The 14,862-nt window shown below is 31.8% G+C and carries 17 protein-coding genes; 7 read left to right on the top strand and 10 right to left on the bottom strand.

Annotated elements, in window-relative coordinates:
• Window positions 1-9 precede the first annotated feature (9 nt).
• A complete protein-coding gene (locus Q0828_RS05390) occupies window positions 10-348 on the bottom strand; it encodes a helix-turn-helix domain-containing protein (protein WP_298418365.1) in 339 nt (112 codons plus the stop codon).
• A gap of 104 nt (window positions 349-452) precedes the next feature.
• Between Q0828_RS05390 and Q0828_RS05385 the strand changes: the two genes are divergently transcribed.
• Window positions 453-1,190, top strand: a complete 738-nt coding sequence (locus Q0828_RS05385; RefSeq protein WP_298418363.1) for an SDR family oxidoreductase — start codon at window positions 453-455, stop codon at window positions 1,188-1,190.
• A 6-nt stretch (window positions 1,191-1,196) separates the two neighbouring features.
• Here the strand turns inward: Q0828_RS05385 and Q0828_RS05380 are convergent, their stop codons facing one another.
• Window positions 1,197-1,913 carry a hypothetical protein gene (locus Q0828_RS05380; RefSeq protein WP_298418361.1) on the bottom strand — a complete coding sequence of 239 codons (717 nt, stop codon included), beginning with the start codon at window positions 1,911-1,913 and terminating at the stop codon, window positions 1,197-1,199.
• Between the two features lie 225 nt (window positions 1,914-2,138).
• On the opposite strand from Q0828_RS05380, the gene Q0828_RS05375 reads away from it, so the two are divergent.
• Entirely contained in the window at window positions 2,139-2,873 is a 735-nt protein-coding gene (locus tag Q0828_RS05375) for a hypothetical protein (RefSeq protein WP_298418359.1), read from the top strand.
• Here the strand turns inward: Q0828_RS05375 and Q0828_RS05370 are convergent.
• Window positions 2,866-3,636, bottom strand: coding sequence for an SGNH/GDSL hydrolase family protein (locus Q0828_RS05370; protein ID WP_298418357.1), 771 nt, complete (start codon window positions 3,634-3,636; stop codon window positions 2,866-2,868). The two genes, Q0828_RS05375 and Q0828_RS05370, sit on opposite strands and share 8 nt — an antisense overlap.
• Window positions 3,637-3,729: 93 nt before the next feature.
• Between Q0828_RS05370 and Q0828_RS05365 the strand changes: the two genes are divergently transcribed.
• From Q0828_RS05365 to Q0828_RS05350, 4 genes are read left to right on the top strand one after another with little or no spacing between them, the layout of a single operon-like run.
• Window positions 3,730-3,873 (top strand): DUF2256 domain-containing protein, encoded by a 144-nt coding sequence (locus Q0828_RS05365; protein ID WP_298418356.1) that lies wholly within the window; start codon window positions 3,730-3,732, stop codon window positions 3,871-3,873.
• Entirely contained in the window at window positions 3,866-5,164 is a 1,299-nt protein-coding gene (locus tag Q0828_RS05360; RefSeq protein ID WP_298418354.1) for a DASH family cryptochrome, read from the top strand. Before Q0828_RS05365 ends, Q0828_RS05360 begins: the two co-directional genes overlap by 8 nt.
• Complete coding sequence (locus tag Q0828_RS05355; RefSeq protein WP_298418352.1) at window positions 5,165-6,700, top strand: cryptochrome/photolyase family protein; 1,536 nt, start codon at window positions 5,165-5,167, stop codon at window positions 6,698-6,700.
• Between the two features lie 17 nt (window positions 6,701-6,717).
• A complete protein-coding gene (locus tag Q0828_RS05350; RefSeq protein WP_298418351.1) occupies window positions 6,718-7,137 on the top strand; it encodes a DUF2452 domain-containing protein in 420 nt (139 codons plus the stop codon).
• A gap of 62 nt (window positions 7,138-7,199) precedes the next feature.
• On the opposite strand, the gene Q0828_RS05345 is transcribed toward Q0828_RS05350, so the two are convergent.
• The 4 genes from Q0828_RS05345 to Q0828_RS05330 form a co-directional block, all read right to left on the bottom strand.
• Window positions 7,200-7,817 carry a hypothetical protein gene (locus Q0828_RS05345; protein WP_298418349.1) on the bottom strand — a complete coding sequence of 206 codons (618 nt, stop codon included), beginning with the start codon at window positions 7,815-7,817 and terminating at the stop codon, window positions 7,200-7,202.
• Window positions 7,801-8,295, bottom strand: coding sequence for an RNA polymerase sigma factor (locus Q0828_RS05340; protein ID WP_298418348.1), 495 nt, complete (start codon window positions 8,293-8,295; stop codon window positions 7,801-7,803). The genes Q0828_RS05345 and Q0828_RS05340 overlap by 17 nt, the downstream gene beginning before the upstream one ends.
• 236 nt (window positions 8,296-8,531) lie before the next feature.
• Entirely contained in the window at window positions 8,532-9,563 is a 1,032-nt protein-coding gene (locus Q0828_RS05335; RefSeq protein ID WP_298418347.1) for a hypothetical protein, read from the bottom strand.
• Between the two features lie 186 nt (window positions 9,564-9,749).
• Window positions 9,750-11,057, bottom strand: coding sequence for an aryl-sulfate sulfotransferase (locus tag Q0828_RS05330; RefSeq protein ID WP_298418345.1), 1,308 nt, complete (start codon window positions 11,055-11,057; stop codon window positions 9,750-9,752).
• A 261-nt stretch (window positions 11,058-11,318) separates the two neighbouring features.
• Between Q0828_RS05330 and Q0828_RS05325 the strand changes: the two genes are divergently transcribed.
• Window positions 11,319-12,065 (top strand): zinc-dependent peptidase, encoded by a 747-nt coding sequence (locus Q0828_RS05325; RefSeq protein ID WP_298418343.1) that lies wholly within the window; start codon window positions 11,319-11,321, stop codon window positions 12,063-12,065.
• Here the strand turns inward: Q0828_RS05325 and Q0828_RS05320 are convergent.
• The 3 genes from Q0828_RS05320 to Q0828_RS05310 form a co-directional block, all read right to left on the bottom strand.
• Complete coding sequence (locus Q0828_RS05320) at window positions 12,062-12,718, bottom strand: histidine kinase (protein ID WP_298418341.1); 657 nt, start codon at window positions 12,716-12,718, stop codon at window positions 12,062-12,064. The genes Q0828_RS05325 and Q0828_RS05320 overlap by 4 nt on opposite strands.
• A gap of 444 nt (window positions 12,719-13,162) precedes the next feature.
• Window positions 13,163-13,822 (bottom strand): ribulose-phosphate 3-epimerase, encoded by a 660-nt coding sequence (rpe, locus tag Q0828_RS05315; protein WP_298418338.1) that lies wholly within the window; start codon window positions 13,820-13,822, stop codon window positions 13,163-13,165.
• 136 nt (window positions 13,823-13,958) lie between these two features.
• On the bottom strand, window positions 13,959-14,822 hold the full coding sequence (locus Q0828_RS05310) for a sigma-70 family RNA polymerase sigma factor (RefSeq protein ID WP_007096854.1): 864 nt from the start codon (window positions 14,820-14,822) through the stop codon (window positions 13,959-13,961).
• Between the last annotated feature and the right edge of the window lie 40 nt (window positions 14,823-14,862).

Genomic DNA, 14,862 nt, shown 5'->3' with positions numbered 1-14,862 from the left:
TTTTTTAATTTATTTTAAATATTGTTTACTCCACTGCATCATATCAGTTAGTAATGGTTGTAAAGAAACTCCTTTTTTTGTAAGGCTATATTCTACTTTAGGAGGAATTACAGGATATGATTTTCTTGAAATAAGTTGCAATTTTTCTAAATCTTTTAACTGTTGTGAAAGCATTTTTTGACTAATTCCTTGAATAGATTTATCAAGTTCGTTAAAACGCATTATTTCATTCAAAAGCAAAAGCCAAATGATAACCGGTTTCCATTTACCGCCAATTTGTTCCATAAAAATGGTGATTGGACATTCTTGCGCCTGTTTGTAATTTTTTTCTATTTTTTTTGGTTCCATAAGCGTATTAAAATCGATTTTCCAACGTGGAAGTTCGTTACTAACCTAAAAGTAAGTACTTGACTCAAAGTTAGCTTTAATCTACTTTTGATCAAAAATAAAACATGAAAAATAAAGTAATTGTCATTACTGGTGGAACTTCTGGAATTGGTTTAGCATGTGCAAAATATTTGATAAATGAAGGTTGTAAAGTAATCATCACTGGAAGAACAAAAACTACACTAGAGAACGCTTTAAAAGAACTCGGAATAAATGCTGTAGGATTTGTGTCTGATACTTCAAAACTGTCAGCTATAGATGTATTAGTAACTTCTGTTAAAGAGAAGTTTCAAAAAATAGATGGTCTATTTATTAATGCAGGAATCTTTAAATCGGCAAATTTTGAAGAAACTACAGAAAGCCTATTTGATGAGACAATGCATATAAATTTTAAAGGTGCTTTTTTTACAATTCAAAAATTTATTCCACTATTAAACAATCCGTCAAGTATTGTACTAAATACTTCTATTGTTGTTTTTAAAGCATTTGCAAGTACAAGTGTGTACACAGCAAGTAAAGCTGCGCTAGAAAGTATTGCAAAGGTGTTGAATGTAGAATTAGCGTCAAAAGGAATTAGAGTAAATGTCATAAGTCCTGGTGTTACACAAAGTCCAATTCAGAAAAAATCAGGAATGACAGATGAAGCTATTAATGATTTGCTAACGCACTTTTCAACTACAGCACCAATTGGAAGAATTGTACAACCTGCGGATATTGCGCCAATAGTATCATTTTTACTTTCTGAAAATTCATGGGTATTACGCAATGAAAAAGTAATTATTGATGGAGGAGCAACATTGTGATTAAAGTTATTGTAAAGGCTGAATATCTGTTGGAACCTTATCAATATGAATTTCAAAATGTAACGTTTGATTCTCTTTGATCCCTTTTGTAATATCTGCAATCTTCAAATTGAGTGTGTCTATAGAACCTTTTGTATTGCGTTTGATGTATCCGTGATTATCATTGATTAACTCATAAATATCTAATTGCAAACCACTGTAATAATTATATTTTGCTAAATTATTCTTGATATTATCTTTTGTAGCAAATACATTTGGCAAAATTCCAAAAAGTGTTGAACAGAAGAAAACGCCAATAAAAGTAGCTTTTAAATAATAATTCTTTGTATTATCCCAACCACCTTTTAGTACCAAAAATCCTAATATTCCAGAAAGTACAGAAAAGAAAGTGAAAAAGCCTGAAAATGTATAATTGTAGGCACTATAAGTTTTAAAAATATATAAATATGATTCTTTAATATTAGCAATCATACCGAATTGTTCTTTTAACTGTGCAACTTCACGAAGATCACTTGTGGCAGCATTCAATGCATTTTGTATGGTTTCATCTCGTTTTTCAAAAAGGCTGACCATTGTTTCTGCCGTATCGTAATACAAACGAATGGTAATGATAAAAGCAATGGTAATTACCAATGTGACAAAAACTACATATCCTATTTTTAGGATATTTCCTTTGGAAGCTTTTTTAAAAAAACTAGGTTCTTTTGGTGGGTTATTTTCCATAATTAATATACGTTTAAATTAGTTGGCTACTCAATTGTATATTGGGAGGAATTTTGTTTGTACAAAAATATAAGTTTCTAAAATATAGAACTTCATTGTAAAAATCTAATGTTTCCAGAAAATCATCATAAAATTGTCCGATTTTTTGCTTTATGAATGATTTCGGATATTAAAAAACGGAAGATCAAGTACACTTGTTTCATATTAACTTTAAAATGATTCCATATGAAACCACTTGTAAAATTTTCAATAGTATGTGTGCTTTTAAGTGTATTTCCCTTAGTTGTCTTTTCTCAAAATGATACAATTCCAAAAACAAAAAGTAATAAACTCTATTTTGCTACACATATTTTTTTAGGACAAGGTTTTACCAATGGTTATAAGCCAGAAGGTGCTTTGGGTGTAAACATTCAATTTCAAGGAGAAGAGCGCTTTGGATTTGGATTTGATATGTCATTCATAAGCCCAGAAAGTAAAGGGTTTACTGATAATCCGCCAGCAAATTTAATTTCTAATTATTCAGAAGGCGCTAGTGAGCCTTTTTCGACTGTTAATCAAAATGGAGCACCATATAGTGATCGTTTTCGAGCGTATAGTCTGTATATATCTAAAGGCTTTAAGCCAAGAGATCGAGTAGTGATAGATTTTCAAGCAGGTTTTTCGTTGTATCAAATGAAACGAAGCTCGTATACGTATAGATATTTTCCCAGAATTAATGCTACCTCTGGTTTTTTTGGTACTAGTGGTGGCAAAGCACCATATGTACTAGTAAATGAAATAGAAGGCTCTACAACATTTAGAGTAGGTGCCTATTTTAGAATCAATAGCATTGTTAGATTTCGAAAAAGAACTGTGTTATCATTATCTCCTTTTGCACATTTGAATGGAGAACAATCTTTTTATGGAATACAGCTTGGGATAAGTTTTGGTAGAGAATATAAGTTGAATATACTTAAGTAAGTATCTGTTGTTCTTTAATGTAATTCGCAACATCTCGTGCCCAAACTTGATAAGCCAATTCAGATGGATGCACGCCATCACTGAAAAAGTCTGCTGGCGTGACATTTAAATTCATACGATCAATAAAATCTTCGTAGGTAATTGTGCGTGAATAATAATGGACATTTTCATAATCGTTCACAACTTTTTCAAGTTCTTTACCAAGTAATACTACCAAATTTCCAATGACAAATTTGATTGGACCTGTAAACGCTGGAAATTCTTTAATTGGTGGCATATTGATAAAAACAATCGGAGCTTTTGGATATTTTTCACGAATAGTAGCGATCAATTTTCGAATGGCAGCATTCCATTTTTTTGGAGAATGTAATTTGAAACTATCATTTCCGCCAAGTCCAATAACAATCAAATCTATTGGTTTTTCAGTAATACGCTGTATAATTTTGTCATTTACACGTTTGGCTGTATAACCACTTTTGGCATATACTTTCCATGAAATCGATGTGTCTAAAAGTGTTGACAATGAATTCGCTAACGTGCCTGTAAAACCAGTTTCATGTGTTTTAACACCAACACCAGCAATCGTGCTTTCACCAATTGTAATTAATTGAAAAGATGTTTTGTTTGAAGTTTCTACGATGCCTTCGTTTCCTGTTGCTTCAGGCAACTGAGGAATAGTGTTCCGAATCTTTTTTCCTTGAAAATACAAAAGAGGTAATAACGGAACGGAAACTATCGCGCCAAGCGTATACTTAATATTCATAATCATTTCAAATTAGTAGCTAAAGATACAATTTTGAATCGCAAAAAAGAATTTTGTTTAATAGTTATGTATATTTGTTAAACAAAATAATTTATGAAGAAAACGCACCTTCCATCAAAAGTCTGTAAAGTATGTCAACGACCTTTCAATTGGCGTAAAAAATGGCAGCGTGTTTGGGATGAAGTTCAATATTGTAGTGAACGCTGCCGCAGAAATAAAAATAAAAAGCATGACTAAAACAGGATTGGTTTGGTTTCGAAATGATTTACGCATTCATGATCAAATTTCATTAATAAAAGCAGCCAAAGAAAATAGTTTTGTGATGGGGATTTACTGTTTTGATCCGCGTCATTATGAAAAAGATCGTTTCGGATTTGTGAAAACAGAAAAGTTTCGAGCAATGTTTTTAATTGAAACGATAAACGAACTACAAACAGAATTAAATGATTTAAATATTCCATTATTTGTACATGTTGGAAAGCCGGAAGCTGTTATTCCTCAGTATGTGAATATTCATAAAGTTACTTCAATATATTTACAGAAAGAATGGACTTCGGAAGAAGCTTCTGTGTTTGAAAATGTAAAAAATACGGTTTCCAGCGAAGTCAATTGGGTTGAAAGTTTTGATCAATTTTTATTCCATCCGGAAGATATTTCAATGACAATTGATAAGATTCCCCAAGTATTTACAGTGTTTCGCAAGAAATGTGAAAAATATGCTTCAATTCGTCCGATAGAAACCATTTCTAAAATGCCAGAGAAAAATCGTGTAACACATTTAACAAAGGTACCAACATTACATGATTTGGGTTTGAATGATTTTGAGAAAGATACTCGCACAGCTTTTCCATTCAAAGGTGGCGAAAAAGCGGGTTTGGAACGGTTGAAAAGTTACAGTTGGGACACTAAAAAATTATCCTATTATAAAAAAACTCGGAATGGTTTACTTGGAACTGATTACAGTTCAAAGTTTTCTGCTTGGTTGGCAAACGGAAGTTTATCGCCACGAATGATTTATCATGAGATCAAAAAATACGAGTCGGAAATCGTTAAAAATCAATCCACCTATTGGATGATTTTTGAGTTGATTTGGCGCGACTTTTTTAAATATATTTCCTTTAAACACGGAAATGATATTTTTAAACCGGAAGGAATATTACATCAAACATACGAATGGAATCGTGATGCAAAATTAATTCAACGATGGATAGATGGAGAAACGACTGAACCATTTGTAAATGCAAACATGCTCGAACTCAAACATACAGGTTGGATGAGCAATCGCGGTCGCCAAAACGTAGCTTCGTACTTTGCCAGAACGTTGCAACTTGATTGGCGTATTGGCGCCGCGTACTTTGAATCGCTCTTGCTTGATTATGATGTGCATAGCAACTACGGAAATTGGATGTATGTATCAGGAGTTGGGAACGATCCACGAAACAGAACGTTTAATGTAAAGCTGCAAGCCGAACGTTATGATGCAAACAATAAATTTCAAAATCTTTGGCTACAAACAAGTTTATTTTAGATGAAGACATTACGATTACTTTTAGGCGATCAACTCAATTATGAGCATTCTTGGTATAATGAAACCAATGATGCGGTTGTGTATTTTATGGCTGAAATGAAGCAGGAAACCAATTATGTAAAACATCACATTCAAAAAGTAGTGGCGTTTTTTAAAAGTATGCGATCATTTTCCAGTTGGTTACAAAGTGAAAAACATCAGGTTGTGTATTATACTTTAGATGATGAAAAAAATCAGCATGATTTAATTATAAATTTGAAGCAACTAATCAAAAAATATAAGATTGAAAAGTTTGAATATCAGTTGCCTGATGAATACCGCTTGGACAAACAATTACAAAATTTTTGTACAGAAACCAATATAGAAACAGAAGCTTTTGATACGGAACATTTTTTGACTTCTAGAACTGATTTTGCAGAATTCTTTAAAGGAAAAAAACAAATGGTCATGGAATATTTTTATCGTGATATGCGAAAGAAATATAATATCATGATGATTTCTGATAAAAACCCAGAAGGAGGAAAGTGGAATTTTGATCAGAGCAATCGAAAAAAGTGGAAAGGGACACCTGAAATTCCAACTATAAAAAGCGTAGGAAATTCAGTTTCTGAAATTCATAAAATGATTAAAGAAGCTGATATTGAAACGATTGGTAGTATTGATGAAACCAACTTTCAATGGCCAACAAACAGAAAAGCTTGTTTGGAAATGCTAACATATTTCTGTTCAACATTGTTAGTTCATTTTGGTGATTACCAAGATGCCATGCACACGGAAGAACGTTTTTTATTTCACAGTCGTTTATCGTTTGCAATGAATTCTAAAATGTTGCATCCAAAAGAAGTTATTGAAACAGTTATTTCCTATTGGCGAGAACATAAAGAAATCATTGATATTTCGCAAGTAGAAGGTTTTGTACGACAAATTTTGGGTTGGCGTGAATATATGCGCGGAATGTATTGGAAAGAAATGCCAAATTACAGAACTTTGAACAAGCTAAACAATACAAATTCACTTCCAGACTTTTTCTGGACAGGAAAAACGAAAATGAATTGTTTGAAACATGCCATTACACAGAGTTTAGAAAATGCCTACGCACATCATATTCAACGATTGATGATTACAGGAAATTTTGCTTTGTTAACACAAATGCATCCTGATGAAGTTGATGAATGGTATTTAGGAATTTATATTGACGCCATTGAATGGGTTGAAATTACCAACACACGAGGCATGAGTCAATTTGCAGATGGTGGTTTGGTAGCCACAAAACCTTACGTTTCTAGCGGAAGCTATATCAACAAAATGAGTAATTATTGCAAAGGTTGTATATATAAAGTTGCTAAAAAAGAAACAGACGATGCATGTCCATTCAATTCACTATATTGGAATTTTTTAGATGAAAAACAAGTACATTTTAAAGATAATCAACGCATGTCTATGATGATGAATTTGTTAAATAAAATGGACAAAACAAAATTAACAACATTAAAAAATAGAGCAAAAGCAATCATTGAAAACCCTGATGATTACTAAAAGGAAAAGATAGAACTATGCAAGAGCAAGAAGAAGATAAAAGACCAGATAATGTAGTTTTTGATGAAGAAACCAATACATACAATCCAGGGTTGATGCCGTATGGAACAAATGTTGGCGCACCTGCAATTACAACACCAGATACAGTTACTTGGAAAAATGTAAACATTGATAAAGTCAATAAACAAGTTAAAGCACGCTTCGATGAACTCAAAGCGGAATACGATGCATTGATGGAAAAGTTTGAATACAACAATTTAATCTACAGTGCAAAATTTAACTTTGAACCTATTGTTGGCGAGATTTATCATTTGTATCGAGACAAAAAACAACAACCGTTTTTATCTATCATTGCGCCAAGTCAGTGTAGCTTTGATTTCGTTGGAAGCTTTCGCTTGAGCGCTGATAAAATGTGGGAAGTTGTAGAAGCATCATAAAAAAATAGCAAAGGAAAGCATCATATAACATTATGTTATATGATGCTTTTTTTTATACAAAATTATTGCTGTAATGCTTCTATATCAGAAATGAGTTGTTTCAACTTATTAGCAATTGGTCCGTATCCCATTTTAAATGAAAAACGATAAAATACGACTGAAAATACGGTAGCCAAAGGCACAATAGCAAAGACAAGCTCGTTTGGATAGGCTAAGCTTTCTACACCAAAAATTTCTCCAAATGTTTTATCATATTGATTGTAATAAGTATAAATTGCCATTGGTAAGACTAACATTGGTGTGCCAATCCAAAGCATTTTTGTAATAGATGCTCTGCTTTGTAATAAGAGTTTGTGTAACGATTTTAAGAAATCATGACAGTTTACTTCTTTGTTTGCTTTTTCAATATGTTGGATTTGCTTTTTGATAATAAAATACCAAACAATACACCAAATAGAAGCGATACTTCCTGGCCAAAAACTATTTCCAATAGCGTAATTCCCGAAAAGAAAAACCACAGCCATAATTAGTAGCATTTTTGGTTCTGTATTTAGCATTCGTAAAAGTTTATCACCTAAATGTTTCGATTTCTGATTGTATAAATTTTGAATTTTTGGTGCTACCAATGATTGTGTGTTTATAAATCCTTCTTTCCAGATATGTTCAATTGATTTTTCCATGTAATAATTTTTTAAGCTGTTCTTTAATTCGATTGATGCGTACGCCAATTGTAGTCAATTTCATTCCCATAATATTTGCAATTTCATCATACGACTTCTCTTCTAAATACAATAAAATAATAGCTCTATTGATTTCATTCAATTGTTTGATAGCTTTGTATAATTCATTCAATGATTCTTCATCAAAAACGGCTTGACTATCTTCTATAACTTCTTTTGGAAGCGTGTCAGAAACAAACGTCTTTCCGTTTTTCTTATCTTTTTTTAATAAAGTCAAACATACATTCAATGATATTCTGTAAATCCAAGTAGACCAAGCTGATTTCTGATTAAAATTAGCTCTGCTTCGCCAAATTTGCAAACAAACTTCTTGATAATAATCTTCAAAATCTTCTTGTGAATTACTGTATGCGCGACAAATTTTTATGATGATTGCAGCATGCGGAAGAATATGTGATATGTAAAAATCTTGACTCATTTAAAAAGTACGATTCAAATGATTTATGATACATTTCATAATACCAATACTAAGAAATATACAACCCATAATACTTATAATAGTTGTGTTCATTCCATTGCTCATGATCAATGGAATTAGGTAAAGTAGTATTTTATGAAAAGAAATATACAATAACATTTTTTAGAGCTTTTTATGATAATACAAATGGTGTACACTTCGTTAGTGGCTCAAAAAGTAAATTATTACATAGAGTATTAATTTTTTTCTAAAAAAATGCCTTTTTGATTATCTACAGCAGTTTTAAATGCTCTGTCTTTATCTACATGCAATGCCAATTTTGTAAATGGTTTTTTGATGCCAAATAAACCGTGAAGTATTTGTTTTGTATGTGTTTCAATAAGAATGTTATGACTTTCTAACTCACCTAATAAAGCAAAGTGAAGAATGTTATCTTCTTTTGTAAATGATTTTTTAAACAACTTTATTTCTTTAATTTCACTTAGCGGAATTTCAGCTTCGTGCATAATTCCATAATGTAAAATAAGCGTGTCTTTGGTAATTTCAATTGGTCGCTTCATCAATGATTTTGCATAACCAAATACTTGAAATCCAGAATAGATGCTCAAAATTGTCAGAATCCAAGCTGCAATTGTACTCCATTTAGCCAATAAATGATGAATTGGTGTAATTTCGATTCCAATCAATAAAATTAAGACAAAGAATAAAGCTACCGAACCACTTTCTTTGTGATAACTAAATTCGTTTTTGGCTAATTTTCTGCGTTTCCAATAGAAGAATCCATAATAAAAAACTGAAATTTCAGTTACAAACGGAATTACTAATGGTTTGGGTAAAATTTCAGCACAAGTTTTCTTTAATGCTGTAAAAAAGTCTACAGAACGATCTTTCTGCTTTTTATGAATGAGAATTGCTTTTCGAACTTTTAAGATGATAAACGTTGCAATACTAAGTTCAATTATTGGTAAAAACCACGTTTTGAATAGCTGTAAATATAGCTGATTGCCTTCAGGTAAAATGTACATCCCAACCAATAAACCGAGAACCATCATGGGAACGATCGTAGTTTTTGGAATGTTTGTTTTTCGAATTAATAAGAAGTAGACAAAAGGGATAGTAAGTAACAAATCGAGCGTAACTCCTAAACTTAAAATATCTGAATCTGCTAGAAAGTAAGCCGATTTTACAAAAAGAATAAGTGTTGCAAGTAATGCAATAGGAATTCCAAATCTTACCAAGTTGCGGTTGAATAGCGTTGTGTTGGTCATACGTTTCTTTTTTAGCTTTGGTACTAACAGTTAGTGTATAAAAAGGAGTGTATGTTACACAAAATCAAGGTTATTTTATGATATTTTAAAAATGTGTGTTTAGTATGTCTATGATAAAAAATTTGAAAAAGAATCAGCCTTCAATATTATTATAATTGAAGGCTGTATTTTAACTGATATTAAGTTTTATAAGCCTAAACTATTAACAGCTGCATCATCTACTTCATAATCATAGCATCTCCAAAAAGCCATACCATTTGTGCCTTTGTAGCGCCATGCAATCTCTTTATCTGGTGTAATTTCCCAGAACCCAAAATCACCTTCGCAAATAAGTGTATTTCCATTATTAAGTCGAACCGCACCAGATATTTTACTTGAAAATAAATCAGGGTGACTGTACGACCAAACTAAATTGGGTTCATTGTCAGTATCAGGAGTAAGTGTGAAATTTTGTGGCATTTCAAGTTCTAATATTTTAGAAACATTATCACCTAATCCATTGACAAAAACTAACATGTTTCCATTACCAGGAACGCCGTTTTCTAATAAGTTAGGGAAATGATTACGATCACTTCTAACTTCTCCAACTGTATTTTGGTAAGCTAACGGATTTCCAAAACGATATATTAAATCGCCTCCTTTGCCGTAATTTCCACCAGAATTGGTAGTAGCTTCCATTGTGGTTGTACTGTGATCAATTACCCAAACTTCATCATAGAAGTTTACACTTAAATAAATAACATCTTTATTCGCATCATAATCAAAACCATTAGAATGCATAACATCACCATTTACTATATCAGTTGCATTATAATTGATATCAATTTTTTGAGGGTTTTGACTAATATTTCCATAATTAGGAAGTCCTGAATCAGTATCATGAATGATATGATCAAAACTCCTCCATTCCCAAACAACCGCGTTAGTAGCTGGATTAATTTCCATTAATGTTTCAGGGAAAATATCTCCTGTATTTGTAGAGCCTTGTGCTATTGCAGTATTCTCGGTAATACGCTCCCAAACAAGTAATAATACATTGCCATTTGGTAACATTTCTACATCATGGTGTAATATGAAGTTATTTGTATTTAATGAATATTCCCATTCTATGTTACCTTCAAAATCCATAATGCGAACGATTCCTCCATAACCTCCAAATGTAATGGTTGCGTTTTCGTCTTTAAAAATTCCTAATAGTTTACCGTTTGGTAAAATTTCAAAATCATTACCTAATTGATTCGGGAAGTTGAACTCGTGCAGTTTTTCACCAGTTTTATCCATAATAAAAGCATTATCAGCTCCATTTACAACTGCTAAAGTAAGATTGTTATGAATTTTATCAGCTTCATAAATTTCAACTTCATCTGCTAAAACAAGAGGATCTGGATCAGGCGTTGAATTTGTAGGAGTTACTATATTGTCGTCGCCAGAACAACTTACAAGAATAACTAAAGATACTATAAGTAAGTATTTAATGGTTGATTGTAATTTCATAGTTATTTTTTTATAAATGTATGGAATTATTAAGAAAATTCCATTTAGAATAAAGGCTTTTCCCTTCTGAATTAAAGCTAGCTTTAATTCAGTCAAATTTTTTATAAAAACCTTACGACGTAAAGTATATATTTATAGTGATATAATTATTGAAAGTATTTTACGTTTTGTACGTAAGAATAATTATTTTAGCGAATATCGTTATTTTACAAATCATCTGTTGAAGTCTTTTAGCTTCGCTACTAAATCAAACTACTGCTATTGCTCGGATATCTAATTAAAGATTTTTTATATAAAAGCACTACGTTATATCGTTTTGTGTTGTTTCCTAATAAGTTGACAAAAAATCAGCGTTCCATTCTTGTTAAAGAATTTTCTTTTTACAACAAACTCACGCCAAAAGAACAATGTGTTTTTGAACATAGAGTCATTCGTTTTATTGAGTATCATACATTTGTTGGAAGAGAAGATTTATACGTAACAGAGCGAATGCAATTGTTAATTTCGGCAACGGCTATTATGATTACTTTTGGGTTTGATCGTTATTTACTTTCGAAGTTTGAAACGATTTTGGTATATCCTGAAGATTACTTTTCTAATGTAACACAGCAATATCACAAAGGTGAAGCAAATCCTAAGTATAAAACAATTGTGTTTTCTTGGGAAGATTTTGAAGAAGGAATTAAAATTGAAGATGACAATCTTAATTTGGGAATTCATGAACTTACACATGCAGTTCATTTTAGTTTTCTAACAGAAAAAAGTTACAGTGCTACACACTTTTTAAAACACTATAAACTGTTATTACTTTCACTACGAGCTAAAGAAGCGCAAAAACGATTGATTGAAATGAATTATTTACGTGATTATGCTTTTGAAAATCAATATGAATTTTTGTCAGTATTAGTAGAACATTTTTTCGAAACCCCTGAAGAATTCCGAGCAAAACTACCAAACATATACAATCGTGTAAAAGTAATGCTCAACATGGATGTGGCAGGCTTTTAAAGCTGTATAAGTGGTACTCTAAGACAGCTTTTTGTCCCAAGTGTTAATCCTGCATCAGAAATAATGTTTTGAACCTCTAAAAGTTCTTTTTCGCAATCTTCTCCATTAATGATTTTCAATCGTTCATTGATATTTTTCAATGAAATTCCTGAAGCTTCATGTGCATTATTTTTTGTCTCGGAAATTCCATCTCCATTATCTGTAATACATACATATAGCATTTCGTCTTCTATATCAATAGAAATATGCAATTCACCTTTTCCAGTTTTCTTTTTACTTTTCAATCCATGTAAAATTGCATTTTCAATCAAAGGTTGCAAAATTAAAGGCGGAACTTGTGTGTATTGTAAATCATCTTCTAGGATGTTGTTGATTTTTATAGAATATGAAAAACCATGATCAAACAAATCTTTTTGTAACTCAATATAGAGTCTAGAAATTTCAATCTCATCTTGTAAAGTGATCAATTTTGTTTTAGTCGATTTTTGAACCAAACGGTATAAGTGTGAAAGTCTATTAAGCCAGTTGATAGATTGTGCCACATTCCCTTTTGTGATCGAATTGCAGATACTCTGAATAGCATTATTAATAAAATGCGGATTCATCTGAGAATTCAGAAGATCGTATTTTAATGCTAATTCGTGTGTAGACATATATAAATAAATTTAAGAGTTAAAAAATTTCTATTATTTGGTTAGGCTGGCTGCTTAATGGGTATATGTAAAAGTAATGTTGTTACAGATGGCTGGCAACATGAACTGGTCTTTATTCATGAATTAATGCTCTATATTCACGGAAAGTAGAAATGTGTTTTAAGTTTTAAATGCTTGTTAGTGAGTTATTTGTGGAATTATTGGTGTTTTTTGGTATAAAATCGTTAAACACCCGAAATAGAGGTGCATTTTCCGTGAAAACGCACTATCAATTCATGAATTTTCATTTCGATTTTTTCTCAAAAATGCTAAAAAAAGTAAGTTGTTATCTATTATGTGTAGAAAAATGGCAGCATGAAAAGAAGAAGAAACTATATAAAAAAGCATAAAAAGGTAGCATTTTGTAGATGCTACCTTTGAATTTTTCTGTTAAAAAGTATGGTTTTATGAAACGATATTTTTTAAGTTTTGAATAGTTTCTGTAGGATTTTCTGATTTGAAAACAAAGCTTCCTGCAACCAAAACATCAGCACCAGCATCTACTAATGCTTTTGCATTTTTATCATTTACACCACCGTCAATTTCAATTTCGGTAGTAGCACCTTTTTCAGTAATTAAGGCTTTTAATTTTTTAACTTTAGTATATGTGTTTTCAATAAATGATTGTCCTCCAAAACCAGGATTTACACTCATAATACAAACCAAGTCGATATCATTAATAACGTCTTCTAAGAGATTTACGTTTGTATGAGGATTCAGGGCAACTCCAGCTTTCATTCCGGCTGCTTTAATTGCTTGTAGTGTTCTATGCAAATGTGTACATGCTTCATAATGAACTGTTAATACATTTGCACCTAAATCGGCAAATGTTTGAATATAACGATCAGGATCAACAATCATTAAATGAACATCAATGGTTTTAGTAGCATGTTTATTAATTGCTTTTAAAACTGGCATTCCAAAAGAAATATTCGGAACAAAAACGCCGTCCATAATATCAATGTGAAACCAATCAGCTTCACTTTGGTTAACCATTTCAATATCACGTTGTAAGTTGGCAAAATCTGCGGCTAGGATAGAAGGCGCAATTCGTTTTGTAGACATAATTTTGTAGTGTGTTGTTGTTTGCCGACAAAAGTACTATAAAATAAACGCTCTCGCAATGCGAGAGCGTCATTCATCAATCAAAAAACGAACAGTTATGTTATAAAAACTAAACTGCTGTACGGTTTTTAGGAGTTTATCCTAAATATGTTTTTAATATTTTACTACGTGAAGTATGTTTTAAACGACGAATCGCTTTTTCCTTAATTTGACGTACACGCTCACGAGTTAAGTCGAAAGTTTCACCAATTTCTTCCAAAGTCATTGGATGTTGGTTTCCTAATCCGAAATATAAACGGATTACATCAGCTTCTCTAGGCGTTAATGTTTCTAATGCACGCTCAATTTCTGTTTTTAAAGACTCATGTAATAATTCTTTATCAGGATTTGGTGATTCACCAGAATTTAATACATCATATAAGTTAGAATCTTCTCCTTCTACAAGTGGCGCATCCATAGATACGTGTCTTCCAGAATTCTTCATCGATTCTTTTACATCATTCACAGTCATATCTAATTCCTTAGCAATTTCTTCTGCAGAAGGAATACGCTCATGACTTTGTTCTAAATATGCAAAGGTTTTATTAATCTTGTTAATAGAACCAATTTTGTTTAAAGGTAAACGAACAATACGAGATTGCTCAGCTAATGCTTGAAGGATAGATTGTCTAATCCACCATACAGCATACGAAATAAATTTAAAACCACGTGTTTCATCAAAACGTTGCGCGGCTTTAATAAGACCCAAATTCCCTTCATTAATCAAATCAGGAAGTGTTAATCCTTGATTTTGATACTGCTTTGCAACCGATACTACGAAACGAAGGTTAGCTTTTGTTAATTTCTCTAGCGCTATTTGATCGCCAGCCTTGATTCTTTGTGCTAATTCTACTTCCTCGTCTGCTGTAATAAGGTCAACTTTACCGATTTCTTGAAGATATTTGTCTAAGGATGCAGTTTCCCTGTTGGTAACCTGCTTGGTAATTTTAAGTTGTCTCATGTAATCTACTTGGGATTTTATTCATTTTGCTTACGCTATT

The sequence above is a fragment of the uncultured Kordia sp. genome (assembly GCF_947496985.1).
Classification (GTDB): Bacteria; Bacteroidota; Bacteroidia; order Flavobacteriales; family Flavobacteriaceae; genus Kordia.
Note: the sequence above shows the minus strand (reverse complement) of the source record. Positions and strands in the feature narration are given on the sequence as shown.